This window comes from Variovorax sp. LjRoot175, assembly GCF_964253805.1.
Lineage (GTDB): Bacteria > Pseudomonadota > Gammaproteobacteria > Burkholderiales > Burkholderiaceae_C > Variovorax.
This window is the reverse complement of the sequence record NZ_CAXURY020000002.1, coordinates 788,743-815,125: the sequence shown is the minus strand read 5'-3', so window position 1 is coordinate 815,125 and position 26,383 is coordinate 788,743. Positions and strand designations below refer to the sequence as shown.

At 64.3% G+C, this 26,383-nt stretch carries 21 protein-coding genes, 1 tRNA gene and 2 pseudogenes; 14 read left to right on the top strand and 10 right to left on the bottom strand.

Annotated features, from left to right (window positions below; genetic code table 11):
- Window positions 1–193 precede the first annotated feature (193 nt).
- The 5 genes and pseudogenes from ACSQ89_RS33880 to ACSQ89_RS33860 all read left to right on the top strand — a co-directional run.
- Window positions 194–580, top strand: a pseudogene (locus ACSQ89_RS33880) (ATP-binding protein); the annotation flags it as partial.
- A gap of 63 nt (window positions 581–643) precedes the next feature.
- A complete protein-coding gene (locus ACSQ89_RS33875; protein WP_436293016.1) occupies window positions 644–1,186 on the top strand; it encodes a hypothetical protein in 543 nt (180 codons plus the stop codon).
- Window positions 1,187–1,864: 678 nt separating this feature from the next.
- Window positions 1,865–2,074, top strand: a complete 210-nt coding sequence (locus ACSQ89_RS33870; RefSeq protein WP_436293015.1) for a hypothetical protein — start codon at window positions 1,865–1,867, stop codon at window positions 2,072–2,074.
- A 483-nt stretch (window positions 2,075–2,557) separates the two neighbouring features.
- Window positions 2,558–3,043, top strand: coding sequence for a hypothetical protein (locus tag ACSQ89_RS33865; protein ID WP_436293014.1), 486 nt, complete (start codon window positions 2,558–2,560; stop codon window positions 3,041–3,043).
- Window positions 3,044–3,328: 285 nt separating this feature from the next.
- Complete coding sequence (locus ACSQ89_RS33860; protein ID WP_436293013.1) at window positions 3,329–3,841, top strand: hypothetical protein; 513 nt, start codon at window positions 3,329–3,331, stop codon at window positions 3,839–3,841.
- A gap of 54 nt (window positions 3,842–3,895) precedes the next feature.
- Here the strand turns inward: ACSQ89_RS33860 and ACSQ89_RS33855 are convergent, their stop codons facing one another.
- Entirely contained in the window at window positions 3,896–5,533 is a 1,638-nt protein-coding gene (locus ACSQ89_RS33855) for a Fic family protein (RefSeq protein ID WP_436293012.1), read from the bottom strand.
- Between the two features lie 134 nt (window positions 5,534–5,667).
- On the opposite strand from ACSQ89_RS33855, the gene ACSQ89_RS33850 reads away from it, so the two are divergent.
- Together ACSQ89_RS33850 and ACSQ89_RS33845 are read left to right on the top strand one after the other, a co-directional pair.
- Window positions 5,668–7,668: a PHP domain-containing protein gene (locus ACSQ89_RS33850; RefSeq protein ID WP_436293011.1), complete on the top strand. Its 2,001-nt coding sequence runs from the start codon at window positions 5,668–5,670 to the stop codon at window positions 7,666–7,668.
- On the top strand, window positions 7,638–7,994 hold the full coding sequence (locus tag ACSQ89_RS33845) for a toxin glutamine deamidase domain-containing protein (protein ID WP_436293029.1): 357 nt from the start codon (window positions 7,638–7,640) through the stop codon (window positions 7,992–7,994). The genes ACSQ89_RS33850 and ACSQ89_RS33845 overlap by 31 nt, the downstream gene beginning before the upstream one ends.
- Before the next feature lie 14 nt (window positions 7,995–8,008).
- On the opposite strand, the pseudogene ACSQ89_RS33840 reads toward ACSQ89_RS33845, so the two are convergent.
- The 4 genes and pseudogenes from ACSQ89_RS33840 to ACSQ89_RS33825 form a co-directional block, all read right to left on the bottom strand.
- Window positions 8,009–8,104 (bottom strand): annotated as a pseudogene (locus tag ACSQ89_RS33840) (IS6 family transposase); the annotation flags it as partial.
- A gap of 666 nt (window positions 8,105–8,770) precedes the next feature.
- Complete coding sequence (locus ACSQ89_RS33835; RefSeq protein ID WP_436293010.1) at window positions 8,771–9,187, bottom strand: type II toxin-antitoxin system VapC family toxin; 417 nt, start codon at window positions 9,185–9,187, stop codon at window positions 8,771–8,773.
- The gene (locus tag ACSQ89_RS33830) at window positions 9,184–9,450 is read right to left on the bottom strand and encodes an antitoxin (RefSeq protein WP_093103692.1); all 267 of its coding nucleotides are present in this window, start codon (window positions 9,448–9,450) and stop codon (window positions 9,184–9,186) included. The genes ACSQ89_RS33835 and ACSQ89_RS33830 overlap by 4 nt, the downstream gene beginning before the upstream one ends.
- A 148-nt stretch (window positions 9,451–9,598) precedes the next feature.
- Window positions 9,599–10,987, bottom strand: a complete 1,389-nt coding sequence (locus ACSQ89_RS33825) for a site-specific integrase (protein ID WP_436293009.1) — start codon at window positions 10,985–10,987, stop codon at window positions 9,599–9,601.
- A 127-nt stretch (window positions 10,988–11,114) separates the two neighbouring features.
- On the opposite strand from ACSQ89_RS33825, the gene ACSQ89_RS33820 reads away from it, so the two are divergent.
- The 6 genes from ACSQ89_RS33820 (at window position 11,115) to ACSQ89_RS33795 (ending at window position 19,192) form a co-directional block, all read left to right on the top strand.
- Window positions 11,115–12,173: a DNA-binding protein gene (locus ACSQ89_RS33820; protein WP_436296899.1), complete on the top strand. Its 1,059-nt coding sequence runs from the start codon at window positions 11,115–11,117 to the stop codon at window positions 12,171–12,173.
- A gap of 21 nt (window positions 12,174–12,194) precedes the next feature.
- Window positions 12,195–12,281, top strand: a tRNA-Asn gene (locus ACSQ89_RS33815).
- Between the two features lie 559 nt (window positions 12,282–12,840).
- Complete coding sequence (locus ACSQ89_RS33810; RefSeq protein ID WP_436296898.1) at window positions 12,841–16,788, top strand: autotransporter outer membrane beta-barrel domain-containing protein; 3,948 nt, start codon at window positions 12,841–12,843, stop codon at window positions 16,786–16,788.
- Between the two features lie 160 nt (window positions 16,789–16,948).
- A complete protein-coding gene (locus ACSQ89_RS33805) occupies window positions 16,949–17,350 on the top strand; it encodes a DNA-binding protein (RefSeq protein WP_436297269.1) in 402 nt (133 codons plus the stop codon).
- A 40-nt stretch (window positions 17,351–17,390) separates the two neighbouring features.
- Window positions 17,391–17,753 (top strand): hypothetical protein, encoded by a 363-nt coding sequence (locus ACSQ89_RS33800; protein WP_436296897.1) that lies wholly within the window; start codon window positions 17,391–17,393, stop codon window positions 17,751–17,753.
- Window positions 17,754–17,821: 68 nt separating this feature from the next.
- Complete coding sequence (locus ACSQ89_RS33795) at window positions 17,822–19,192, top strand: ISKra4 family transposase (protein WP_436296896.1); 1,371 nt, start codon at window positions 17,822–17,824, stop codon at window positions 19,190–19,192.
- Window positions 19,193–19,257: 65 nt separating this feature from the next.
- Here ACSQ89_RS33795 and ACSQ89_RS33790 read toward each other — a convergent pair whose 3' ends face one another.
- The 4 genes from ACSQ89_RS33790 to ACSQ89_RS33775 all read right to left on the bottom strand — a co-directional run bounded on the left by ACSQ89_RS33790 (window position 19,258) and on the right by ACSQ89_RS33775 (window position 24,839).
- Window positions 19,258–20,430, bottom strand: a complete 1,173-nt coding sequence (locus tag ACSQ89_RS33790) for an IS4 family transposase (RefSeq protein WP_436296828.1) — start codon at window positions 20,428–20,430, stop codon at window positions 19,258–19,260.
- A 124-nt stretch (window positions 20,431–20,554) separates the two neighbouring features.
- Window positions 20,555–22,273, bottom strand: coding sequence for a S8 family serine peptidase (locus tag ACSQ89_RS33785; protein ID WP_436296895.1), 1,719 nt, complete (start codon window positions 22,271–22,273; stop codon window positions 20,555–20,557).
- On the bottom strand, window positions 22,261–23,328 hold the full coding sequence (locus ACSQ89_RS33780; RefSeq protein ID WP_436296894.1) for a trypsin-like serine peptidase: 1,068 nt from the start codon (window positions 23,326–23,328) through the stop codon (window positions 22,261–22,263). Before ACSQ89_RS33780 ends, ACSQ89_RS33785 begins: the two co-directional genes overlap by 13 nt.
- Before the next feature lie 131 nt (window positions 23,329–23,459).
- Window positions 23,460–24,839: a hypothetical protein gene (locus tag ACSQ89_RS33775; protein ID WP_436296893.1), complete on the bottom strand. Its 1,380-nt coding sequence runs from the start codon at window positions 24,837–24,839 to the stop codon at window positions 23,460–23,462.
- A 244-nt stretch (window positions 24,840–25,083) separates the two neighbouring features.
- Between ACSQ89_RS33775 and ACSQ89_RS33770 the strand changes: the two genes are divergently transcribed.
- Complete coding sequence (locus ACSQ89_RS33770; protein WP_436296892.1) at window positions 25,084–25,380, top strand: hypothetical protein; 297 nt, start codon at window positions 25,084–25,086, stop codon at window positions 25,378–25,380.
- A 442-nt stretch (window positions 25,381–25,822) separates the two neighbouring features.
- Here ACSQ89_RS33770 and ACSQ89_RS33765 read toward each other — a convergent pair whose 3' ends face one another.
- On the bottom strand, window positions 25,823–26,284 hold the full coding sequence (locus ACSQ89_RS33765; RefSeq protein ID WP_436296891.1) for a cupin domain-containing protein: 462 nt from the start codon (window positions 26,282–26,284) through the stop codon (window positions 25,823–25,825).
- Between the last annotated feature and the right edge of the window lie 99 nt (window positions 26,285–26,383).

Genomic DNA, 26,383 nt, shown 5'->3' with positions numbered 1-26,383 from the left:
CGACGCCCGACGTTCGCGTCGCATGCAAGCGCCGTGTGGTCCATGTTGGCGAGTCCTATGTTTGCCACGCTACTTCTTGCGATGCTTATTGCCCTCTTCGATGAGCGCAGCGACAAGGGCGCCACCACCGGCGCCTAAAAGGATGATGGGCAGTCCGCTTGCGGTTCCAAACGCGGCCACCCCAGCCATTGGCGAGCGCAAGCTCGCCACGCTGGCGCGAGTACCGCTGCTGATCATCGATGACTTCGGTCTCAAACCACTGCGCGCCCCCGCGGACGAAGATCTGCACGATCTCATCGCCGAGCGCTACGAGCAGGCAGCAACGATCATCCCAAGCAACTTGGATCACACCGAATGGGACCAAGCCTTCGCCACCAACCGCCTGCTCGCTTCAGCCACGCTCGATCGGCTTCGCCACAACGCCTATTGCCTCGAACTCGACGGGCCAAGCTACCGTGACCCGAAGGTGCCGCCAGCGGAGAAAAAGAGCCCTCAAAAGACCGCCGAAAAACGCAGCAAAATGGACTCTCCAAAAGGGTCGTGTGAGACGCCCTTCGGCAAGGCCCCGAGTGGCCGGTAAATGCCGATCCGAGCTGGCCATTACGCCGATCAATGACATTCGTAGAAGGAGACCCCCACCGCCATGATGAACCACGGTCTGCTCGCCCCTCAGTTCGGGCTCGTTCGTCACGTTCAGCCTGATGAGAACTTCGCTTTTGAGCAGCGTTCGCAAGCCCCTACAGTCATCGTTAAACGCCGCCGCGTTCTTGAAGTATTGACGACAGTCCAGGCTGAGGTGGAACAATCACCGCCTGTTCAGAGAGAACCCAAGGTTTATCGCCGAGAGACTGTTGAATCGAAGGTGGCTTCTAGCTCGCAAGAAGGAGGCCCCGAGGCATCCGCCTCGACTGCTGAGCCGACCGCGCCGGCGGTGGTGCGTCGGCGACGCAGCAGGGACCCGCTACGAGCACCCTCGCAGGTGCAACACGTCGTTTTCGAGACCCGGCCTGCACAGGAGGCGCTTTCTGCTTCCGAACTCCTGTCGTTCGACATGACCTCAGCAGCAGAATACCGCGAGGTGCAGGAGGCCTTGCAGCACTTAAGGGAAGAAGTCAGCAAGCTGCTCGAGGGGCGCCGCGCCATCGATAGCTTGACGCGGTTGATGAAGTCCGCGAGAAAAACTTAGAAGCTTTGCCGAGGAGGTCGGCAAGAGGTCCGGGGCATGGTTGTACGTTGCCGGAGCTCCCGGAGCTTGGGGTGGCCTTGCAGCTGGACAGCTTGCTCAACCTGGGCGGCGCTGGGTCGTCACAGTTCCGCCTTGCGGAAGGACCAGGGTTGGGTGCGAAACTGTCGAGCAGGAAGATGCTCAGCGCGTGCTTGGCAACGTCATCGTGCTGTTTGACGCGTCGTTGAGCGACTGTGCGCCCGATTAGACGAGCCAGTTGAGGCGCCGTAAGCCCAAATGTCCCGGTTCAACGGGACGCTCGAGCAGGTTCGCGCCTGCTTAGGCATACCGCGGTGAAGTCGCCTTGACGCCGGTCTTCAGCGGCATGCATCTTCGCGACGGTCGCAGTCAGCACGACAAACCTCGGTGCCGAATGCACCACCCGTACTGGTCCTCCTGCCAAACCCAAACAGGAGTCCGAGGACGCCGAACGCGACGAAGAAGAGGGCTGCAATCAGGCCCCGCCGCGCCTTCCGAGCGGGCGCCTTTTCGAGGTTGCCGGGGTTGGTCATACGGCCATGTTACGGCCTGGACTAAAGAAACCCATCGGACTGCCGATAGTTCTGGATAGAGCGCCCCCCAAGGGAGGCTGTGGCCAGGTCCGTCGCGCGCAGAGGGCCGAGTTTCCAAGGAGGACCGATGCCCTATTCGCTGCTACGAAGCCTGTCTGAGGCCCAGTTGCCCGTGGCCGTCACCGCAGATGAGGACCTGGAAAAGCTGCAGTTCCTCAGGGACGCAGGCTACATCAGGGTGAGCTTTACAGCAGAAGCCGAGAGCAACCAACCGCCGGCGGCGACGGTAACGAAGGTGACCGCGTTGGGACGGATGGCCCTGCGGCACCCACGCTAGGGAAATCGCATGAGCGCAACTAGTTGGCGTTCCGAGTCCATTCCTGAGAGGCCGGTCCGATGCGGGCGTCGCGATCGACGACGGGGCGCGCAGCTAGTTTGAGCATTTATTAGCAGTGCATGCCTTCCGAACCTGCGCGGGCAAGTGTCGTTCGAGCATTTGCGTCGCCTACCTTAGATTCAAAGAGCCTGGCGAGCCGCAAGCCGCCTGGGTCGCTGTTTGGGGATTTATTAGCCCGGAACAGCTGTTGTTCTAGGGTAATAGTCCGACGAGTACCGTCATTGCGGCTGGCTTCGCTGCCCGGCAGTATCTGATCTGATGGAGTGCGCACCCGCTTGATGGTGTGCACCAACGGAGATGCGCAATGCGAATCTCAATCCAGGCCTGCATTGAAGAGGAGGGGAGCCAGCCTCGAAAGTCATCACGGTCGGTGTCGTCGAACGCCAAGACAGTTTCGCGCCGGCAGCCGGCTTGGGGCTGTTCATGCGCGAAACTCACGCACTCTTGATAAGGCTTCAGGCGGTCGTCCTGGACGAACAGGTCGATCGGTTTGTCGCCCGATCTGCGCGCTGTCTGGCCTGCGGTGCGCCGCTTGGGATAAAGGACACAAAGCGCTTGGTCTACCGCACGACATTTGGCAAGGCGAGCCTGCGCAGTCCGCGCTTCTACTCGCATTGCAGTGGGTGTGGCTTCTGCTCAGATGACAAGGCAACGGTCTCGCCGCTCGCGCACGCGCTGCCGCAGCGCGTGCATCCCCAGTGGATCTGGCTCCAGTGTCGATACGCCAGCGTCATGTCGTACCGCCTCGCGCAAGTCTTTCTGCGAGATGCGTTCCCGGGCGGAAGCCAGCTTCCCAGTTCGAGCGTCAAAGTTAATGTGCGTGAGATCGGGAACCGACTCGAGCAGGAAGCCCGCCGGGCGACGATGGTCACCAAGGCCGCCACCGCGCCCGCTCGGAACCACCGTTGAGCGGCCCTCCTGTCGCTCTACAGATCGATGCGGGCTACATCAAGGCGCCGCGCCAGCTCGATGGAACTCGGTGGATTTCGGTCATCGCGTCGAAGATCTTTTTCCCCGCGACGCCACATACGCACGCTCATGCCTACGCATGCGGGCATGATCCCCGGCAAGGTTTGCGTCAACAAGCATTCCTGCAATCGATCGGGATCGGTCCGGAGGTACCCGTGACCGTCTTGTGCGACGGCGGCGACGACATCAGCTTCGCCTGCTGCGCCTTCCGCGACCGACCGCGTATTGGACTGGTTTCACATCGGGATGCGCTTTCAGCATCTATTGATGTCGCTGCCGGGTTTGCGAGGGGCAGACGCCGACACAAAGTATGAAATGCACTGGCGCGCGATCAAGGCAAAGTGGTTGTTGTGGCACGGGCAACAAGCGCGCTGCTTGGAGCGACTCGAATCATTGCGGCGAGACACCGGCTGGGCCGGCGCTCGCAATCCGCTGGGGCGGCTGATCCGCTATCTGCGCGGTTGCTCGCGCTACCTCGTGAACTATCGACAGCGAAGAGCGCAAGGCCTGCCGATCTCAAGCGCAGGGGCAGAGTCCGTGGTCGACTATGTCATTGGGCAGCGCATGAAGCGCAACGGGCACATGCGCTGGCCCAGGCGGCCAGCGCTCTTCGACAGTCATCTGCGGGGCCATACGCACGATGCGCTCGAGGTTCAGCATGTACGGATGAGCGGCGATTGCTTCAGCGGGTTCATTCATATCGGATCATTGTGCCGAACCGACGCCTGGCCGCGATAGGTCGCAAAGGGGCGGGCGGTTCAAGAGCGCGAACGAACGCGCGCGATTGGCGCGTCAGCCGATCGGACGGCGGGAATCCGGATCTTCCTCCTCGTCCTCCCCAGATTCCGGCTGCTCTTGAGCGAAGGCGTCAGCGACAGCGGCCGCGACCTTCGCCCAGGTAGCGTCGTTTTGCAACGCAGGGAAGCGCTTCGCCAACTTGCCCGATCGCACGCCGCCGTTCTCGCGCGCCGAACGGATGATCGCGTCCACATCAGAGTCCGGCCCCTCGATGATTTCCTTCACAGCCGCGCGTGCCTGGCCGAGGCTGCGGAAGAACGCGGCCTGAGCATGCATCTCCTGCTGGATCGTGCGCTGGAGCAGGCCGGCCGTGTAGTCGACGTGGCTTGTCAGATCGAGAAAGCGCCAGGCCGGCCGAGCCTCTGCGTATGCGTCGAAGCGAAAGTTCGACATGACCCCGTCAGCTTGCTTCACGGGCTCCCTTGTGAAGCTGTATCGCTCAGCATACCGGCTCATCAGCGGTCGCGAGAACGCTTCGAGGGCCTCGTCGTAGCGCGCCCGCTCAATGGAGTGCTCCGTGATCAATGCGGAGATGGGGAGGATAAAAGGCGCATGAATCGCGCCATCGCGCCGGAGTACGTCGTTGACCAGGAAGCGGTGCACCCGGCCGTTGCCGTCGGCCAAAGGATGGATGTACACGAACGCGAACGAGGCTACCGCGGCACGCGCAGTAGGCGACGCTCCTTTGGTTCGCTCGGCAAAGGTCCTCAGCCCTTCCAGCATAGGAGCCACGTCGGGCCAGTCGGGCGCGACATAGTGAACAACGTTTTCGTAGCGGACCGTCTGCCCGACGAAGACCGGGGAGCGCCGCAGGCCGAATGAAGCAAGCGTCGTCACGTCGCCAAGGATGTCTTTCTGGAGCGTGGCAAGAGCATCAGGCGTCAGAGGGACGTCGCCTGCGCCCGTGCGCGTCTCCATTACGGCGGCGAATCGCTGCACCCGCGTGACCTGGTCTTGTTCGCCTTCGATCTGAAAGCTGGAGCGGCTCTCCCGAAGCGTCATCCACACGGCGCTTCTGCGGAGGACCTCCGCCCCGAACTCAGCTTCCTCTCGGCCCAGCGCGCCGGCCAGGTCAAACTGAAGGGCCTCGCGAACGGCAGGCGTCAGGCGGACCGTCGGGCAGAAATCGCTGGTGCCCGGCATGTTGTCGCGCACTCTCCAACGGCCGACCGGCACGCTCGTCGAAGCGACCATTTGCTCGTCGGGATCCAGCGCTTCGACGTACTTGCCGGCCATCAATTCGCTCTCGACATCGAGTTCGCGCCGTGTGATCCACTCGTAGAGGAACCCCGCGCGGCGCGCATATTGCCCAGTCGGTTCTGAGCGCACCCATGCGGCGAGTTGCTGCGGATCCACACGGTCAAATAGGCGCGCCAGGAGCTCCAAATGCGCACCCTCGTGCTTGAGCATGAAAGTCAGGTGAGCCGGCAAGGTGGAATCCGGCCGCATGTGTTCCTGGTGCACTTCTCGGCGGTGATCAGGATGGTGTACCGTGTGCCTGCGAGGCCCGATCTCACTGCGCACGTGGAGAGGCTGGACCAGTTCGAGATCGAACTCGCGAGCGAGCCACGCGCCGCCGATCGGATCGCCGCCGGCCCCCCGCGACTGTGGGCGCGATGTTTTCTGTTCCATTTCCCCATCCTAGCCAGAAATCGTTCATAGCGGCATAAAAACGATTCCAAGGCCATTGGTTTGCATAAAAACGGATTGGCGGCACGCAACTCGACCAACTCGAAAGGCGGAGAATACTGGGTTTATATCCAGTATTGTTCGAGCCGCCCCCATACGCCGAGCTCCATTGCCGGTCGAACTTCACCTTCCTCGTTGGAGCCTCGCAGCCTGAGGAACTGGTTGAGCGCGCAGCCGCCAAGCTGTACTCGGCCCTGGCGCTGACCGACGAATACTCGGTCTCCGGCGTCGTGCGAGCCCACTTGGCGGCGCGAGAGGCCAGCCTGCACTTCATCTGCGGCAGCGAGATCCTGCTGACAATCCAGAGCGGCCATCCGCACGCCAGGATCGTTTTTCTGGCGCAAAACAAGCTCGGATGGGGCAATCTCTGCGAATGCATCACGCTCGCGCGCCCACGGGCCGCCAAGGGTAGCTACAGCGCCCTCGTCACAGACGTCGATGGCAAGAACATCCAGGCGCCGTACCTGGCCGGCTTGCGGGGATGCTTGGCGCTGCTGTTGCCTGAGCCCGACGCCACCGTGGAATCGCTCTTCGCGCAGGCGATGTGGCTCAAGACTTGGTTTCCGGACCGCGCCTGGCTCGTGGCGCCGCGGCCGCTTCTGATGGACGACGAGCTGCGCCTGTGGATCGTCGAGCAGGTCGCCCAGCGAACGGGGATCCGGATCGTGGCCAGCTCGAGCCCGGTCATGCATACCAGCAAGCGCAAGAAGGTCCAGGACGTGCTCACCGCGGTGCGCATCGGAAAGACGGTCGCGACCGCTGGCTTCGCGCTGCAGATCAACGCTGAGGCATACCTGCGTGGCCGCGCGGCGCTGATGGCCCAGGTGCCGGGCGAATGGATGGAGGAAACCGTCAGGGTCGCCAGCATGTGCACGTTCTCACTGGAAGAGCTCAAGTACGAATACCCCCGCGAGGTCGTACCCGACGGCGAGACACCCGCATCTCACCTGCGCAAGCTCACCTACGAGGGCGCCGCACGCCGGTACCCGAACGGCCTGCCGGACAAGGTGCGCACGCAGATCGAGCACGAGCTCACGATCATTGCCCAGCTCGAATACGAGAGCTACTTCCTGACAGTTGCTGACATCGTGCACTGGGCTCGCGACCGAAACATCCTCTGCCAGGGACGCGGGTCCGCCGCCAACAGCGCGGTTTGCTACTGCCTCGAAGTCACGAACGTGGACCCCGATCGCATGAGCGTTCTCTTCGAGCGCTTCATCTCCGTCGAGCGCAGAGAGCCGCCGGATATTGACGTCGATTTCGAACACCAGCGCCGCGAAGAGGCGATGCAGTACATCTACGACAAGTACGGCCGCGACCGCGCCGCGATCACAGCCGTCGCGATCACCTACCGGACCAAATCGGCGTTGCGTGACGTGGGCAAGGCGATGGGCATTCCGATCGACAAGGTCGAGGCTCTTGCCAAGACCGCCTACGGCACCGACGAGAAGTGGATCAGCGAGGCATGCCTCGTTGAGAACGAGATCGACTCGAAAGATCCCGCCGTGATCCAGTGGCTGACGCTGGCCGACACTATCCGCGGCTTCCCGCGCCACCTGAGCCAACACCCGGGTGGCTTCGTGATCGGCCGCGACAAGGTAAGCCGCCTGGTGCCAGTCGAGAACGCCGCGATGGAGAACCGCAGCATCATCCAGTGGGACAAGGACGACCTCGATTCGACGGGCCTCATCAAGGTCGACATCCTCGCGCTCGGCATGCTGAGCGCTATCCATCGCGCGCTCGACCTGGCCGGTGAGAAGGCCGGCGGCCCGCCGATGCGCATGCAGGACGTACCGCCCGAGGATCCTGCCACCTACGAAATGATTTGCAAGGCTGACACCGTCGGCGTATTTCAGATCGAGAGTCGGGCGCAGATGAGCATGCTGCCGCGCATGCAACCGCGCACCTTCTATGACCTGGTGATCCAGGTCGCGATCGTCCGGCCGGGTCCCATTCAAGGCGGCATGGTGCACCCGTACTTGCGGCGGCGCATGGGCGAGGAAGCGATCGAGTACCCGAGCGACGAGATCCGCCAGGCCACCGAACGATTGTCTTTGGGTCGCGTGGAAGCGAAGTAGGTCACGTCTTCAACGTGGTGAACCAAGGTGGGGTAGTGCGATTTCTAGATGGCCAGACCGGGCGGCAAGGCCTCCTGGCCGACGAAACGCAGGGCGAAGGCGGGCATGGCATTGGGCAAGGCAGGTGGACGGTCAATGTACCGTCACGGCTGCCGTTGACTCAGTGCGCCGAGCATCCCGAGGGGGAGGCGTCAGCCGGAAACCCGCATGGATGCTGGGTTTCAGGCGAAAGCGCACCAATCTGCACGAAAAGTACGATTAGTCCAGGCTGCCGCTTTCCATGTCCGAGATCGAGGAAGCCTGCCCCAGCGAACGATGCATCGTGAATGCGTTGCGCCGGTCAGACCGACAGCACTGCGTTCCAGATCGCGGGCGCAGCTCGGCCGCTCTGGCGCAGACGGCCGAGATTGAACCGGCCTTTGCGGATGCGATGCACTGCGGATGCGGGTATGCGTTCCCAACGTGAAGATCAAGCTCGGTCCCATTCGTCTGCCATCGAACGGTTCGATTGATCAATCGTCAGGAACGCCAAAAAAAGTTGAAGCTGCCCATTCGCTGAGCACCCCGTCGGCCCGCGAGGCGCGGTGCGGCTCCGAGGCGCCGCTCGATCGGTTATCCACAGAGTCATGCACTGGCAGCGGGGACAACCGATTCTTGACTTTTCAAAAATGGTGCACTGCACAAACAGACCTGCTCACTGGTGAAGCGCCCTTTCGGTGCCAACTCGCTTCTCGAAATGCGATTCACGCCTGAGCGAGGTGCGCCGCTTGTCCACAGCGCGTCCGCTCCCGCTGCGTCTTTGAGCCATGACCGGGGCCGCAAGCGAGCAGATCGACCTTGCGCCCGCGCGGCTGCACATCGATAGGGGCGCGGGCCGGCCTGGTCCGGCGATCTGCCCGAAGCGGGGGCTGAGGGTGTTGTCGAAGGGAGTCATCAGCGCACAAAGCACGAGCACACCGATTAACAGCCCGGCGCTCACAGACGTTCAGTCCTCATCGAGAGAGCCGAGCAACTCGATCTGCTGGGCGTCACGTGCTTCGCGCGCAGGCCCGGTACATCGATGCGATAGCGGGGGGGTGGCTTCCAAGTGGCGCTCTTTTTTTCAATGGTCGCCCGAAGGCCGCAGCCAGTTCTCGATCACGAGGCCCGGGACACGCGCGAAGTGCCGGGTGTTGTCCGTGACCACCACGGCGCCGAGCGCGAGCGCATGCGCTGCGATCATTTCGTCGAAGTCGCCGATGGGTGTGCCGCGCGCCTTCAGGTCGGCGCGCAGCGCGCCGTGCCGGTGTGCCGCCTTGGCGTCCCAGGGCAGAATCGGCACGATGCGCAGGAACTCGTCCACCAGGCGGTGCAGACGCACCGCCTCGGGCCGCCTGGCCACGCCGTAGCGGATTTCGGAACAGGTCACGGCTGAGATGCACCACTGGCCGGGCGGCACTGCCTGCAGGCGGGCATCGAAGGCGGGATGCCCGCGCAGCGCCTCGCTCGCCGCGTTGGTGTCGAGCATGTAGAGGGTCATTCCTTCCAGTCCGCGAAGGGGTCGCGCTGTTGCTCGCCTTGCTCGCGATCGGCCAGGAACTCCTCCGGTACCGGGCCGAGTTGCTCGCGCAGCTGCATGAACGCCTGCCAGTCCACGGGCGAGCGCTTGGACAGAATGATGTCGCCGGTGTTCTCGTCGCGGCGGATATAGACCTCGCTGGTGCCTTCGAAGCGGAACTCGGCGGGCAGGCGCACGGCCTGGCTGCCGCCGGTGGCGAAGAGTTTGGCGGTGGGTTGCTGCATGGTGGGCTCCCAGGTGGTTTTCAGCGGAGGGCGCATGTAGATATTAATGTATCTACGTCACCATATCCTGTCAAGCGACCGATCTGCGACGGACTTCACTGCGTTTGGGAGGCACGGCGGGAGGCGGTCATAGGCACGCCGGCGATCTTTATGGTTTCGCGGGCCGTTCATCCTCGTCGAGCATCCGGCTGACCTTGCTCCCGAGCGCGCTCTCCGCTCGGAAATACCCCACGACCGTCGCCACGCTCTGATGCCCCGTCATGGCCATGGTCTCGGGCAGCGGCATGTTTTGTTTGCCCGCCTCGGTGACGAAGCCGGCGCGCAGCGAGTGCGCGCTGAAGCGGCCTTCGATGCCCGCCAGCGCGCAGCGCTCCTTGACGATGTCGCGCACGGCCGCGGGGGCGAGGGGCTCGCCCAGGTGACCGCCCTTGCGGATGCGCCGGAAGATCTGTCCCTCCTGGACGCCGTGCGCCTTCAGCACCGCGAGCCATTCGGTCATGGCCGCTGCGGCGCTGCCCACCAGCGGCTTCACATCCTCGGGCCGCAGCTCCCCGCGCTGGTTGGTCTTGGAGTGGGCGAGGGTGTAGACGAAGGCTTCGGCGTTCACCCGCTGCAGGTTTTCCAGAGTGGCGGCGGCCACCTCGGAGCGGCGGCGCCCGCCGGTGGCCCAGGCAAAGAGGAGCAGGGCGCGGTCGCGCTTTCCTCGCAGGGACTCGTCACAGGTCGCCAACAAGAGCTGCAGCGGATCCTTGGTGAGCGCGCGCTGGCGCTTGGGCCGCGCGCCGCGCTGGGCGTAGGCGCGGCGGGTGCGCGCGAGGAGCTCGCGCACCAGGGGGTCTGCACAGGGGTTCGCGAGCTTCTGGCCGCTGGGCACGCCAGGTGTGGCGCGGCCTGGGCCGCCGGGGCCGGAGGAGGGCGCCGAGGCGCGCGTCGCCCGGGTGGTCCCGGCGTAGGCCATCTGATGCGCCTTGGACAGCACCGCAATGCGGTGGATGAGGGTGTTCAAGGCCGGCGGTCCGAGGCGCGCCTTGTAGCCGTTCTTCACCAGCGCCTGGTCGACGTCCGGCGGCAGCTCGCTGACCAGCGCGCTGGCCTTGCGCCGCGGGCCGACGGCGGGTGGCTCGCGATGGCGCGCCTGGCCGCCTTCGTCGGGCATGCCGTTGTCCTGCGCGCCGCCATTCGCGTCACCCTCCGCATCGCGATCCGCATCGCCATCCTCGTGCCGGCGCGCCGCGTGGTCGACGATGAACTGGATGACCACCGGCACGGGCACCGGCAATGACAGCGCGTGGCCGTAGCGCGCGGCGTACCAGGCACACCAGTAGCGCATCGCCGAGCCGTAGGACATGCGCGTGTTGACCGATTCGCCCTGGCGCAGCAGCGCGCGCGCGGCGTCTTCGGCGGTGGAGGCCAGCCGTGCGGGATCGAGCACGGCCTGGCGCTCGGCCAGGGTGGCCAGCGGGTGCTGCGCCGGGAGCGGGGGCTGGGCGGGCGCGCTCGGCCCGTCATCGGCGGGTTTGGACGGCGGTGCGTTCATGGCCATTTCGATACATATCACGTATGATTTGCTACATCATACATCGATAAGTCCCGATAACCATCCCTTATCGAGGGTAAATGTTGGGCGGGGCAGGGCGGTCGTTTACGGAAAGTACGAGGGTCAAATGGCTGAAATTCGACAAACACTCTCCCGAGGCATCCAGGAAGACGACGTCTGGGGCGCGGCGGACGTCCTGCTGTCCGAGGGCCTGCGGCCCACGATCGAGCGCGTGCGCCAGAAGATCGGCCGGGGTTCGCCCAACACCGTGAGCCCGATGCTCGAGCGCTGGTTCGCTTCGCTCGGCGAACGGCTGGTGGGGTCGACGGCAGGCTCGGCTTCGGGGCGTCCCGCCGGCAACGATCCGGACGGCATGCCGATGGGCGTGCGCAACGCCGCGAAGCTGCTCTGGGAGACGGCGCGGCGCGAGGCCGAGGAAGTCCAGCGCGGCGAGCTCGAATCGACGCGCGCGGGGCTTCAGGCGCGCGAGGACGCGCTGGTCGAGGCGCAGGCAGTGCTGACACAGCGCGAAGAAGCCTTCGCCCAGGCGCGGGCGAGCCTCGATGCGGCGCTGGCCTCCTCGCAGCAGGCTCGCGAGGCGCTGGAGCGCCAACTGAAAGAGCATGCCATCGAGGCGCACCGGGTGAGGATGGGCCTGGACGATGACATCAAGCGGCTGACCACCCTCCTCTCTCAGGCGGGCGAAACCCAGGAACGGATGCGTCGGGAGCACGCCGAGGCGATGGCCGCGCGCGATCAGGATCTGCGTCAGGCCGAGGAGCGGCACGCTGTACAGGAGCGGCGGATGCTGGCGGAGGTGGATCGGGCCAGGCAAACGGCCAAGGCGCTGGAATCCGAGTTGGCCAGGGAGCAGCAACGGCGCGCCAAGAGCGAGGAAGCGGCGGCCAAGCGACTGGAATCCGAACTCGAGAAACTCCACCAGGCTCGGGAAGCGGCGCGGCAAGCCGAGGCCATACTGCGCGAGCAGCTCGCCGCCCAAGGCATCGACCTGGCGCAGGCGCGGACCCAGGCAGAAGCGCTCGCGGCGCGCGTCGAAGCGCTCCAGGTCCGGATCGACGATGAAAAAGCCTCGCATGAGAAAACGCGGCGGATGTTGGCCGAGACCTTGGTCAGCCAGTCAGCCGCGAAGAGCGACCCCTCCGCACGTCGACGGCGGAAGCCTTGAGCCGAGGGTGCTGGAGAGGTTTCATCGTTGGTCACTTGGCGCAACCACGTTTTGACTGACGGACTGTTAATCCGTAGGTCCCTGGTTCGAGCCCAGGTCGAGGAGCCACTACAAAGCCGCATAGGCATTGAAGGCCTCGCTATCAGATCGGTAGCGAGGCCTTCTTCTTTTGGTCTCGATATTGGACAGTTTTTGGACGCGTCCAATATCCAGTGTCAGCCGCCGCTCCCGCCGGATGCAGCTCTTGAACGCGGTACGCGCGGCCGCTTCTCTCGAGCAATGATCTGAGGCTTGTCCGCCTGCAGGCCGACCTTAATGGCGCGCTGTCTAGCTGAGAAAATCGGGAGTGCCCCCCTGCCAGATCTGGTAGTGACGCGGCGGTGCCTGCACCAGCGCGCAGCGTGCCTGAGCCTTTAGAGCCATAGTCGCCGGCAGACGTAGTGCACAGACCACACTCGCCTCCATTTCGCAAATTGCGACACGTTGCGACCGTCAGCGCATCAATTCGTAACTTAGAGTCATCTCGTGCAGATGACTTGACGCTCACTTGCGACGTCATGTCGAACTGCACATGAGGTCTGGGGTGCCGCGTTGTCGAGCACATACCCAGCAAGAAGCCGACGGGTGACATCGCGGTAAAAAAATGGTCGGCTTACGAGGGGGAAGCATGAATAAGGTCCACAGGACAGTCTGGAACGCGCGCACCGGAACTTGGGTCGTCGCTTCCGAGCACGCGGTGGCGCGGGGCAAACGCAGCGGCTCGCTGATTCAGCGGGCCATGGCGGCCGTGCTGCTGGGAGGCGCTGTCGGTTCAATGCTGGCCCCGTCGGCCGCACTGGCCCAGTCCATCTGGAACGTTTCCACCGGGGACTGGGCCACCGCTGCCAATTGGTCGGGTGGGGTGCCGGCCGCCGGCACGCTCACCATCATCGGCAACGGTACCGGCATCGCCACGCTCGGCACCTCTTCCGCGGCCACCGGTGCGACCGGCGCCTTGATCGTCGGGCACACGGCCAACGGCGCGTTGGTCGTGCGCAATGGCAGCACACTCACGAGCAACAGCAATGTCCAGATCGGCAACGTGGCGGGCACGACCGGCACTTTCACGGTCGATGGCAGCGGGTCCACGTTCACCGGCAGCGGCACGATCACCGTAGGTGATTCGGGGACCGGAACGCTGTCGATCATCGGAGGGGGCGCTGTCAGCGGCGCCACCTTCATCATCGGCAACACCAGCACGGGCACGGGCACGGTGACCGTGGACGGTGTCGGCTCGAGCGTGAACGGCACCGGCGTGCTGGTCGTCGGGAGCGCCGGCACCGGCACCCTCTCCATTGCCAACGGGGCCGATGTGGCGACCAGCAGCAACATCGTGGTGGGCAATGTCTCCGGCTCCGCCGGAACCGTCACGGTCGATGGCTCGGGTTCGACCTTGACCGGTGCCAGCGGCCTCACCGTGGGCAATGCGGGAGCCGGCAACCTGGCGATCAGCAATGGCGCCGCGGTCGTCAGCGGCGGGACCAGCGCCACCACCTTCGGCAACATATCCGGCTCGACGGGCATCGTCACGGTGGCGGGCAGCGGGTCGACGCTGACGATCAGCAATGGCTGGCTCGTCGTAGGCGATTCCGGGAGCAGCACGCTCTCGGTCACGGATGGCGGCGCGGTGAACGGCACCACGGTGATCCTGGGGGCTTCCAACAGCGGCAGCGGCACGGTCGCCGTGGACGGGGCCGGCTCGAGCCTCAGCGGTACGGGCACGCTGGTGGTGGGTCTCTCGGGAACCGGCAGTCTCGCTGTGACCAACGGTGCGGACGTGTCCTTCGGCACCGGGATGTTTATCAGCAACCGGGCGGGCTCGACCGGCGCGGTCACGGTGGACGGGGCTGGCTCGACCTTGGCCATGGGCACTGGCGGGCTCTGGGTTGGCGTGGCCGCACCCGGCACATTGACGCTCAGCAATGGCGCAGCGCTGACATCCGCAGGGACGGACATCGCATCCAGCGCGGCATCGGGAGGCTCCAGTGTGACCGTCCAGAGCGGCGCCACCTGGACCGACACGGCGGGCATCGCGATCGGCTCCGATTCGGCCGGTCATGTCGCGATCCTGACCGGCGGCCAGGCCAGCACCACCAGCCTTTTGGCGGGCATCCGAAGCGGCGGTGGCGGCAGCAGCGTCACCGTCGACGGCACCAACTCCTCCTTGAACATTTCCGGCGGCATGCTCATCGGCGCGGGTGGTGACGCCTCGCTGCTCGTGTCGGACGGTGCGACCGCGAGGACAGCCAGCCTCTCCGTCGGCAACGCCGCGATCGGAACGGCCACGGTGAGTGCCGCCGGCACACTGATCAGCGGCAGCACCGTGCTCGGCCAGACCAGCGCCGGCACCGGCACGGTCACCGTGACGGGCCCGGGATCGAACTGGACCAACGGCGGCACGCTTCTCGTGGGCGACGCAGGCAACGGCGCGCTCCTCGTCGAAGATGGCGCCACGCTCACCAGCGGCGCAGCCACGATCGGCAACGCCAGCACCAGCGTCGGTTCGGCTACCGTGACTGGCTCGGGCTCGACCTGGACGGCCAACGGCACGATCACGGCGGGCGGATCCGGTACGGGCTCCCTCACTGTCGACAACGGCGGCAAGGTGATCGCCACCGGCGGCGCGGTAGTGGCAGCTTCGGGCGCTGCCACCGTCAATCTCAATGCCACCTCGGGCAATCAGGGCGTGCTGGAAACGCCGGCGCTCAAGCGCGGTACGGGCACGGCGCAGGTCAACTTCGACGGCGGCATCCTGCGCGCGAGGAGCAACAACGCGAGCTTCATCTCCGGCTTCGATGCGGGCGAGCTCAACATCGAGAGCGGCGGCGCCTTCATCGACGACGCAGCCTTCGCGATCGCAACCGACAACGCGCTGAGTGGCGTGGGCGCCCTCGTCAAGCTGGGCAGCGGCACCTTGACCCTCAACGGTGTCAGCACCTATGCAGGCGGCACCACGGTCACGGCCGGCACGCTCGTGGTCGGCGATGCATCGCACGCCGGCGCGGCACTCTCCGACGGCGGCGCGAGCACCGTGGCCGCGGGCGCCACCCTCGGCGGTTATGGCAGGGTCGCCGGCACGATTACCAACAACGGCACCATCGCGGTGGCGGATGCCCTCGCGGCCGCCGGAACGGCCAAAGGCAACTTTGGCATCGGCACGCTCGTCAACAACAGCCTCGCGCAAGTGGGCGGCAGGGGCATCGGCAACACGCTGACGGTGAGCAACTATGTGGGCAACAGCGGCAGCACCCTCGCGCTCAACGCCTACCTGGGCACCGATGGCTCGCCCTCGGACCGGCTGATCGTCAACGGCGGCACGGCTACCGGCAATTCGAGCCTGAAAGTCACCAACATCGGCGGCGGCGGCGCGCTCACCGCCGGCAACGGCATCCTCGTCGTCGATGCGACCAACGGCGCGACCACGGCTGCCGGCGCCTTCACCCTGAGCGCCCCCGCCCTGGCAGGCGCGTACGAGTACACCCTCTACCGCGGCAGCGCCGATGGCAGCGATGCTCAGGACTGGTACCTGCGCTCGAACCTGCCGCTCAGCCCATCCGGATCGAGCACGCCCAACTACCGCCAGGAGGTCTCGCTCTACACCGCCGTGCCCTCGATGGTCCAGATCTACGGGCGCATGCTGCTCGACTCGATGCACGAGCGGGTCGGGGAGCAGGAGCAGCTGCGCGGCAATGAAGCGCTCGATGCGAAGCGCACCCTGGTCAACGGCGGCTGGGGCCGCGTCCTCGGCACGCATGGCCGGCAAGGCAACGGCTCCATCTACAGCAACGGCCCGAGGTTCGATTACGACATCTCCGCAGCGCAGGTCGGCCTGGAGGTCTACCGCCAGGCCCGGGAAGATGGCCGGCGCGATCATGCGGGCATCTATGGCGCGAGCGGTCATATGTCGGGCGACGTGACACACGCGAACGGCACGCGCGCCGGCACCAACAGCTTCGACGCCCACACGCTGGGTCTCTACGGAACCCGCTTCGGTGCTTCGGGTTGGTACGTCGACGGCATCGCACAGGTCACCTGGTATGAGGACGTGAAGGCGCAGTCGTCGCGCGTGGCCGGCCCCGCGAGCCCGATCTCACTTTCCACCAAGGGACGCGGCTGGGCCTCCTCGCTCGAAGGCGGCTATCCAATCCAGATCGGAGGCGGTTGGATCGCCGAGCCACAGGCGCAGCTGACGTACCAGCGAATCAATCTGGACGACTCGGCCGATGTCGCGGCGATCGTGCGCTTCCAGACCACCGAGTCGCTGGCCGGGCGGGTGGGTGCGCGCTTCGCCAGGACGTGGGCGCTGGACGAGGGCGACAAGCCACGGCTCCTGACCACCTGGCTGCGCGCCAACCTGTGGCACGAGTTCATGGGCGACAACAAGACGGAGTTCTCGTCGGCCACGGGCTTCCTGCCCTTCGGCTCGGACCTGGGCGGCACCTGGGTGGAGCTGGCGGCGGGCTTCAGCGCACAGCTCACGCGCCGCGCCACCGCCTATGCCCAGGTCGGCTACATGCGCGGCGCGAGCGACCGCCATGCCGTCAACGGCAGGCTCGGAGTGCGGCTCAATTGGTAGGCAGCAACTAGCGACGGTCGAGGCGGGTCTGCGAAGACCACCGTATCGGCCCTCAGCCCTCGATCGCCTTGACATAGCTTGCGCCAGCTTATCAATCGGCCAGAGCCACAGTCCGCGATGGGTGAGACAGCTTGACCTTGGAGAGTTGCAGTTGAGCCCGATGCTCGAGCGCTGGTTTGCAACGCTTGGCGAGCGGCTGGTGGGCTCGACGGCGGGTTCCGCTTCGGGACGTCCTGCCGGCAACGGTCCGGACGGCATGCCGATGGGCGTGCGCAACGCCGCGCGGCTGCTCTGGGAGACGGCGCGGCGCGAGGCCGAGGAAGTTCAGCGCGGCGAGCTGGAATCAGTTCGTGCGGAGCTCCAGGCGCGCGAAGACGCCCTGGCCGAGGCGCAGACAGTGCTGACACAGCGCGAAGAAGCCTTTGCGCAGGCGCGGGCGAGCCTGATGCGGCGCTGGCCTCCTCGCAACAGGCTCGTGAAGCCCTGGAACTGCAGCTCAAGGAGCACGCGATCGAGGCACACCGGGTGCGCATCGGGCTGGACGACGACATCAAGCGGCTGACCGCCCTCCTCTCTCTCAGGCGGGGGAAACCCAGGAACGCATGCGTCGGGAGCATGCCGAGGCGGTGGCAGCGCGCGATCAGGACCTGCGCCAGGCCGAAGAGCGGCATGCCGGCCAGGAGAAGCGGATGCTGGCCGAGGTGGACCGGGCCCGGCAAACGGCCAAGGCGCTGGAGGCCGAGTTGACCAGGGAGCAGCAGCGGCGGGCGAAAAGCGAGGAAGCGGCGGCAAGGCGGCTGGAGGCGGAGCTCCAGAAGCTGCACCAAGTGCGCGAGTCCGCGCGCGCGGTTGAAGCTGAGTTGCGCGACCGGTTGGCGGTGAAGGGCATGGAGCTGGCGCAGGCGGGTGCCGAAGGCACAGCCGTCAAGGAGAGTGATTCAACTGGTGGGGTGTGCGGCCACTAACATGTGAAGGCGAACCTCGAACCCGGTGGCCGGAGAATGGACTTCCTGTGCGCCTCTGGAGCTTGGCCATGCAGATCCGAGTCACTCTCGCCATCTCCGATGGCTCCGGCACGTCCGAGTTGTCACTGCTGACGCTGGAGGTTGACGCGCAGCCAAGCATTGAAACTCTGGGACTGGGTTTGGCCGATTCCAAGGCGCTGCTCGCGCGGCTGCAAGACCAGATCGTGACGCGTCAAGTCCAGTCGCTTTCAACCGCCGAGCGCCGGTGCGAAGTCTGCGGATCGAGTCGTTCGATCAAGGACTTCCACAACGTCCATTACCGCAGCCTGTTTGGCAGCGTTGTCGTGAAGGTGCCGCGCTGGCGGAGATGCGAGTGTTCTTGCAACTGCAGCACTGCGCCCAGCCAACGAAGAAGCAGGCGCTGGATTTCGGCGGAGCTGGAGTACGTTCAAAGCCGCCTGGCCGCAACAATTCCCTATGCCAGATCGTCGGAGCTGCTTGAGATGTTGTTGCCGGTGGTTGCGGCGAATTCGCCGAGCGCGGTGCGACGACACACGCTGCATGTCGGCCGGCGACTTGATGCACAGGGTCGTGAGGTGCAGCCAGCGACAGTCGGCACGAACAGCGACTCGAACGTCACCACGGTCGGGCTGGACGGCGGCTACCTGCGGCTTTGCCACCCGGACGAGGCGAAATCGTTTGAGGTCGTGGCCGGGCGGGCTATGCGAGCGGGCGCCGGTCAGCGCAGCGTGGCGTTCGTTCGATCCGTTGACCCACATTCGCACGAGCGGGTGCGAGGTGTCCTGTCCGCTTTCGGGCGACAGGACAGCTCGATCGAGGTCTTCACCGACGGGGAAATTCAACTTCGCCAGTGGCAGCTGTCGACGCTGCCGCGTGCGAGGCATATCCTGGACTGGTACCACCTTCGACGAAGGATCGCAGCGCTCAACGCCGTCGTACACAGCCAGGCGACGGCCAGTCAGCTGCGGCCCGCCGACCATGATTGGTTGTCGAGACTAGCCGGCGGATTGAAGTGGAGGCTTTGGCATGGTCGAGCGAAGGAAGCGATGCGGAAGATGTCCGCGATGCTGTACGTCCTGGGGAAATCGACGGTGTGCCGCAAGCCGCTCGCGCGTCGACTTCGCAAGATCACCCTCGAACTGCTGGGTTACCTGGGCAACAACGCAGACTCGCTGCCCAACTATGGACGGCGCTATCGATCGGGCCAACGCGTCTCGAGCGCCTTCGTCGAGTCGGCGGTGAACCAGCTCATCGACAAACGGATGTCGAAGTCGCAGCAGATGCGCTGGGATCCGCGCAGCGCGCACCTGCTGCTGCAGGTACGGGTGCGCGTGATCGATGGCCAGCTGCGCGATGACTTTGCCCACTGGTATCCGGGCTTTCCATCAAACGCTTCTCCAATGTCCTCAGCGGCGTGACCCCACCAGTTGAATCGCTCTCATAGGCGATTCTTGATTGATCGCGCTCCTCCACTGCTGTCCGGTTAAAAGTTGAACAAATTCAACTGGTTAGCGGTGTTGGGTAGCTCGGTTTGGGACAGATCGGCCTGCAGGGCGCATGAAAGCTCGGTTTTCTCGAAGACGGAGACCGACAAGATCTGTAGACAAGTGTAGAGAGAGGCGTCGAGTTGAAGCTCCTTCTTGACAATGGCGATGAGCACGTAGGTGGCCACGGCGCACCAGACCTGCGTCTTGACCGCGTTCTCGCTGTTGCCCATGAAGTGTTTGATGCGCAGGTGCTGCTTGATCCACTTGAAGAACAGTTCGACCTGCCAGCGGCTCTTGTACAGCGCGGCGATCGTCAACGCCGGCAAGGCCATGTGGTTGGTCAGGAAGATCAGCGTCTTGCCCGATTCGGGGTCCTTGAATCGAATGCGCCGCAGGTGCTGGGGATACTTCTTGGCCGAGTAGTGCCCATTGAGCATGACCTGCTGGTCGCTGATGATGCCAGTGCTGCGATCGGTCGGCGCCGAATAGACTCGCCTGGCATCCATTGGCGACTTCGCACGCGTGACGAAGAAGGCGCCGGCCTGAGTCAGTGTATGCAGCCTCTCGAAATCGACGTAGCCGCGATCCATCACGTAGAACGCGCCGGGCTCGAAGACCAGCATGTCCAGCACGTTCACGTCGTGCAGCTTGCCGTCGCTGATGTGGATGAATGCGGGGATGGCCCCGCGCAGGTCCAGCAGCGTGTGCAGCTTGATCGCCGCCTTGGTGGAGCGGAACGGCGCCCAGGAGAACAAGCTCAAGCACAGATCGATGGTGCTGGAATCCAGGGCATAGACCGTGTTGTCCAATTCCACGCCGAGCACGGAGTCGCCCAAGTAGAGCCTGCGCGCACGCCGAATGAGCACAGCCGCAAGATCGGACCAGATGCGCCAATCGCGCGATTCGTTGGCATCGGCCAAGGTCGAGCGTCTGACGGCCGAGCGAAAGCCCATGGCATAGAGCTTGTTGGCGTTGGCCGAGAGGCTGGCCTCGATATCGCGCAGGCTCTCTCGCCACGTCAGCTGAGCAAACGCCATGGTGCGGAACTGCTCGGCGCAAGACAGCGTGCGCACGCCCGAGTTGCCGCCGTAGCGTTGCACGATGCGAGCGAAGCTGGTCCATGGCACGAACTCCATGACTTGAGCGAACAAAGTCTTGCCGATGTGCACACGCTCTCCCCGGGGCTGCCAAACCGGGGAAAGTACGCGGTTCTTCGTGATCGAAGTTCAAATCGGCACCAAACAAAATCGGCCTGCAGCCCGCGCCAATGCTTGATCTCAGCCCCGCAGCGGATCATTTAACCGGACAGCAGTGGCGCTCCTCATCCAGGAGATCCGCGCTCGCGATGACGCGAACCTTGAGTTCCTGCGCGCTCGATGCCTTGTCGAGCGACCTGAGGAGCGCGGCGGTGAAAGTCACCCAGGGCGCTGCCTGCGAGGTGCCGCTCAGCCTTGTGAGTTCATGCGTGTTCGCGATCCAGGACTCGATCTCGCATCCTGGCGCCGCGATGTCGACGGCGCGCGCTCCGTAGTTCGAGAACGGCGCAAGACCCCCGTCTCCGTCGAGTGCTGCCACGGTGATCACGTTCTCCGCAGTGGGTCCGCCGTACGCGGCGGGATAGACCAGCGTGTTTGAAACATCTTCGCCGCTGTTGCCGGCAGCTACCACGAATAGGTTCGGTTCCTCGCCAGCACGGAACAAGCGCGCAAAAGCTGAAGCAATGTCCTTGTTTGTCTTGCCGTCGTAGGCGACACTCAGGTTCACGATCCAGCTCACGTTGACTAAGCTAAGCACGCTTTGCAACACGGTCTGAGATCCTCGCGTGAGCTGGTCCGAGCCCTTAGCGACGTTGAATTCGCTCACAAGAGCCCACGGATTTGCATCGGAAGCAGATCGAAACTCCGCGAACGCGGGGCCACCGAGTATGACACCGGTGACATGCGTGCCATGGCCGCTGATGGCCGTCGGTTCGATGTCGTTCGAGAAGTTGATTGGCCAGACATCCCCGAGCTGAAACTCCATCTTGCGCGCGATCGTCGACCGATCATCCAGCGCGAAGTATTTCTGAGAGAAAGGGCTGTCCTTGAAGGGCTGCGCCGGATTGGTTCGCGGGTTCGCGCCGAAGAAGCCGTTGTCCACCACGGCGACGTCCGCCCGGGTCGCCGAGAGCGACGGGTGCGATGCGTCCCGTCGTTGCGAAGCAAAGCGGTAGGCGGCCGCCGTGGCCGCTGCATCGAAGGGCGGGTCGGATCTCGCACGACAGCGCACAGTGGCGGATGCCACGGAGCCGGGAGTGTCCGCGGCAATGCCGACAACGATACGCCCATGGAATGGTTCGATCTCGCGCAGCACGGCGGCCTGCAGTTCCGCACCCTGGGTCCGTCCGGCGCGCGCCAATCCATCAACAAAGGAAGCAGCGTCGCCTCGTTTCGGCGCGAATGTCACGGGTGCCGTCACGTGCGCGGCGCTCAGCACCTGATCGGGCCGTACCAGTTTGAGGTTGCTGGCGCTCTTGTTGAAAAAGCGGCTCACTGCCGCGGGGCTGCCTCCGCCCCCCGTCAGACGCGAGTAGATTTCGCTCGCAGTCTCGCCGGACTTGACGGTGGTCGGAAGGCCACCGGCAGCGGTCTTCACATACAGGCACGCTGGCCAAACCAACGTCTGGGCCTTGTCTCCCAGCGGTTCATTGGGCGCCAGGGCGGTCAGGTTGTTGGCCTCAAGGAATGCCGTGTAGTAAGCCGAGCGAACGGAGCCGCACAAGGTCGTGATCACCTGTTCCGGCGTTCGCTGCGCCAGCCGGCCGGTCACCGATTCGTCAAGCCGCGTGGGCTTCGCGTTGAAGGCGATGTATCGGATCTTGGCGTCCGCAAGGTGCGGACCAACTGCGCGCAATGTGATGAGGTTGCCCGTGGAATCTGCCGCTGCGCAGACGGCCGCCGAAAAAACTGCGAACACAATGCCTGCGCGCAGCATTGGGTGCGCAAGGTGCGCGAGGCGATTCAGTTCAAGCATGGAAGTACTCCTGCGCGACGATTGATGCCACAGATGACGGGGCCGTTCCTCAGGGGCTCAGCTGCCCAGCTTGTCGCCCACTTGGAGAAGGTCTGGCCCCCGGTCACGGCGACGGAGGACACGATGTCGAAGCCGCCGTCGAGGCGGCGCCGCAGATCCACCATGGAGTTGATGGCACGGACGCGGCGCACGGCGCCTGGATCGCCAGTCGTCGATCCGGAGTAGAGCGGGCCGCCGGAATCGCCCGGGCACAGTGCTGGCTCTAGTCCTTTGGCCGAGTTGATGATGGCGTAGGTTGGGGCCGATCCGGCGCCCGTTGCGCCGGACTCGATGCGCTCGTCGCCGATCCTCAGCAGCTTGTCCGTCGGAGTCCACGCCAGTTCGTCCACCACGACATGCAGGTCCGAGCAGCCGTAGCCGACCATGAGGACCGGCTCACCCGGCTGCAGCGCATTGTCAACGTCGACCACGTCAAAGCGAAGGGCCCCCAATGTCGCGGGCAAGACATTCTCCGTATCGATCAGACACAGGGCGTAGTCTTCGCTCCCGCGCGGCGAAAAGATGCGGGGATCACGAAGCAGATAGGCGGGATGGATTTCGCATTTGATCGTCAACTTTCTGCCGTCGACTCTGAGAAATGCACTGCGCACCGTCCCGGTCAAAGGATCATCGACGCAATGGGCCGCCATGAGCAGGACGGTAGGCCCGACCAGTGTCGCCGTGCAGGTGTTCGCCTTCTGCTTGGATCCGACCAGCGGACCAGTTGGTATCTCCGCCATCACCAACGTTGGCCAGTCGCTGGCCTTGACTTCGATTCCGTTGGTCAACTGGACTTTGCCCGCCGGCAGGATGTCAGTGCCGAGCTTGAACTCGAGTGGTGCGGGGCCTGAGGCAGAGGCGAGAGCACCTCGAGCCACCGGAGCCGCCTGAGCTGCCGCTTCATCACTCCGCGCCAATCCCGGGCACATAAAGCAACCTGTTGCGCAGGCTAGGAGAATCGCGCGCCATTGGCGCGATATCGGACCCATCGCGCAAGTTCGGGTCAGGTCCGTCATGGCGGGAAACCTTGCGACTGAAACCATGGGCTGCCTTTCAACGGGAGGTAGAAGCCGCATTGCACGAGAAGCCGGCGTCAATGCATTCACCTTCGCGATGTGACCGACCGACACTACGCGGCCGGGCCCGTTCACTGGCAAATGCCGGTGGGTCTTCCCTTTGCCGCGATCACAGCCTGCTGCGCTGCTAGACAGGCGGCCACGGCCTGGTTCGTGTCCGTTACTTTCTTCGCAGCTGTAGCGGTTTGGCTCGACGCGGCGCTCCTTGCGGCCTCATTGGCCTTGTCCCTGGCGTCCTGCGCCGCCTTGATCGCGTCGAGGTTCGCGTTCAGGTTCTCGAGACCAGCCGCCGCACTTGCGGTGGACGTGACGCCAACTTTCTGAAGCGTCCCTTCGGCGGAAAGACTGACGGCGAGCGTCTGTTTTTCGAACAAGCGATTCTTGAGCGGTAGCAGCACGTATTCGCCCATCTGCGGCAGGATCTGCTGAGACACGCTCACCACACCCTCGAGGCTCGCGCTGTCTTTCGGACAGAGGCCTTCGCAAAGGCGCACCGATCCAGAGCTGGGGCTCCGAAGGACATAGCCTGGCAAAGGCTCGACGAGGGTTGGATCTTCCTGCAGCGGCCTGTCCAGATCAATCACGACCTGGGCGTGCAGCCGTTCGAACTTCGATTGCGCGCGCGTGTCGGCAGCGATTTGCTTCTTGATTGCGTCATACGCCTCCGAATTGATCCACCGCCCAGATTTAAGCCACTCGTCGGGGCCGACCGTGAAGCTCAATTGGCGCGCGCCCGAGGGCTGAACCGCCTTGCTCGGCGTCCATTTATGCGCCTGCCGGAAACGCAGCGCGGTTCGCAACTCCTCCAGCCTGGTTGACGGATCGGGCACGCCGCCTGCGGCAGCCACAGGCGCCTCTGGTGGCGCCTTCAACTTCTTGCCAGCGCCTCCGTTCTTCACCTCCTGCTGCTTGAGCTTGGCTTCCAGCGATGCGATCTCATCCAAGGCTTCGCGCACGTCCTTGGCGCACCAGAAGTTGCGAACCTCCGCGTCGGACTTGCGCTCAGTGGCGGTAGCAATTGGCGGTGCCCCACTGCCCAGCGCCCCAAGGCGAAGGACAGTGCCAATCGATGCCGTGATAGCTGGGCCGGTCTTGTCCGTGATGGTGGCGGACACCGACTTTACGGTGCCGTTGTCGTAGCCCTCGACAGTGACGTCGGTGTCCTTCAACAGGTTGTGAACGGATGCGTAAGGTATGTAGAACCGCTCGCCGGGTTCCGTGAACGCCGTGAGGGCTGCAGTGGTGCGCACCTCTAGCAAGAGCCTGCCAGCTGTCACGTCACACCGCCTGACTTCGTAATCAACAGTGAGCAGGAAGCTTTTTTGCGGCAACGCATACGGGATTCCCTCGATCAGCCCCCCCGTGTTGCGTCTTACTTCGAGCTGTGTGCATGAGCTGACCAGTGCGATCAGGCCGAAGCACGCGCAGATTGTGAGCAAACGCCAGCGCATTTCGTTCTCCTCGCCCCATGGGGGTTTCGTTCTGGTGTCGATGTGCCCCTCTCCCGAGTGGATTGCAAGTCCGGGGTGTGGCCTCTTCTTTTCAACTCGAAACCGATCTAGCGTAAGGCGCGGTGCTTGGCCGCGCATCCATCGAATGGGGGACCAGATATAGCGTGCGCGATTCTGAGATGTGATGGTCTAGTTGAGGCACGCCACGAGCCGCGCGCGAGCAAGGCGGCAAGCTCGAACGCATTTGAACAAGAAGGCCGACTGCTACCAGCGGCCCGGCGAAGCTCGCGGCGAGCACGCCCGCCATGATCGCGATCTGCTGAGCGATCTCTCCCATTACGGCGATCCGGGGAACTGCACCGCCATCATCACTTGGCCAGGGTCCAGCGCAACGTTGATCCGCCGGGGCAACATCGACACCAAGCCAATCATGCCCTCCAGTGGGCTGCACTTCATGCATCGCAACATGCGTTTTCCTCGTCGTCGTTTGATCGGCAATATCGACCGTGAAGCCGGCACTCTATCCAAGGAGGAGCTATAGATGCGATTTGGTTGCTGGGTCATAGGCGATTTCGTGACTATTGGCACATGGCATGCTCGAAGCACGCTGTCAGGCACATGCGGTGAGGCTGGCAGCGCTTCCAAACGGAAATGGGTCCGGCGACCGTCGAGTCCAGGCCCTTGAGCTTGCCGAGCGAACTGCGGCTTGCCTGTGCCAAGCCGTCTGCAGCCGTCCTGTGCACAGATCTGGCGGCTGCAGACTTGGATGCGATCGCTCAGCGCCGCGAGCCGGTACGACGGCTCCAGACTGGTTGCGGTCATTGGCGCGCCGGCGTTCGAACTGCCGTTCAAGACTGGAACCTGTCGTTCGTCACGGTCGTGTGATCTGGTGAACTCGACCCTGAAACGCCGGTCGAGATTTTGGAGAGCAGTCGATCAAACTTGCTTGTCGAGGAGCGATAGGACGGCTGCGCCAGCAGTCGTCAGTGCTGTGGCGCTCCTGGTGGCGCCGCCGGCACCAGCCCGAAGCTCTGCATCGTGGCCATTAGCTTGGCCCGGTCGGGCGGTCCACCGGCATTGATTATCGATCCCACTTCGCGGAAGTACTGCGCTCCGATGTCCGGAGTGTTGATCACGAGCGCCCGCGCCACGACGTCGTGCGGGTTACTGAAGCCGTGGACCACACCGCGCGGCGTTGTCATGGTGTCGCCGGGCTGCAGTTCGCGCGTTTCGCTGCCCACGGTGTAGCGCAGTGTTCCTTCGATCACATACACCAGTTCTTCATTCGCGGAATGGCTATGCGGCGGCGGCACATTGGACCCCGGCGGCACGCGCATCTCGAAGCAGCCCATCTGGCAGCCATTGCCTGCCTCTTGCAAGTACCGGATTTCCAGTTGCCCTACGCGGATGACCTCCTGTGCGGCTGGCGAATGGACTTCATTCATGGCAGACTCCTTTCGTAAAAAAACTTTCGCATTGACAGACTACTTTGGCGTGCCGCGCTCGACCGTCAGGTCTTGGCTCGAGCCCAGCCGTTCGGCCAT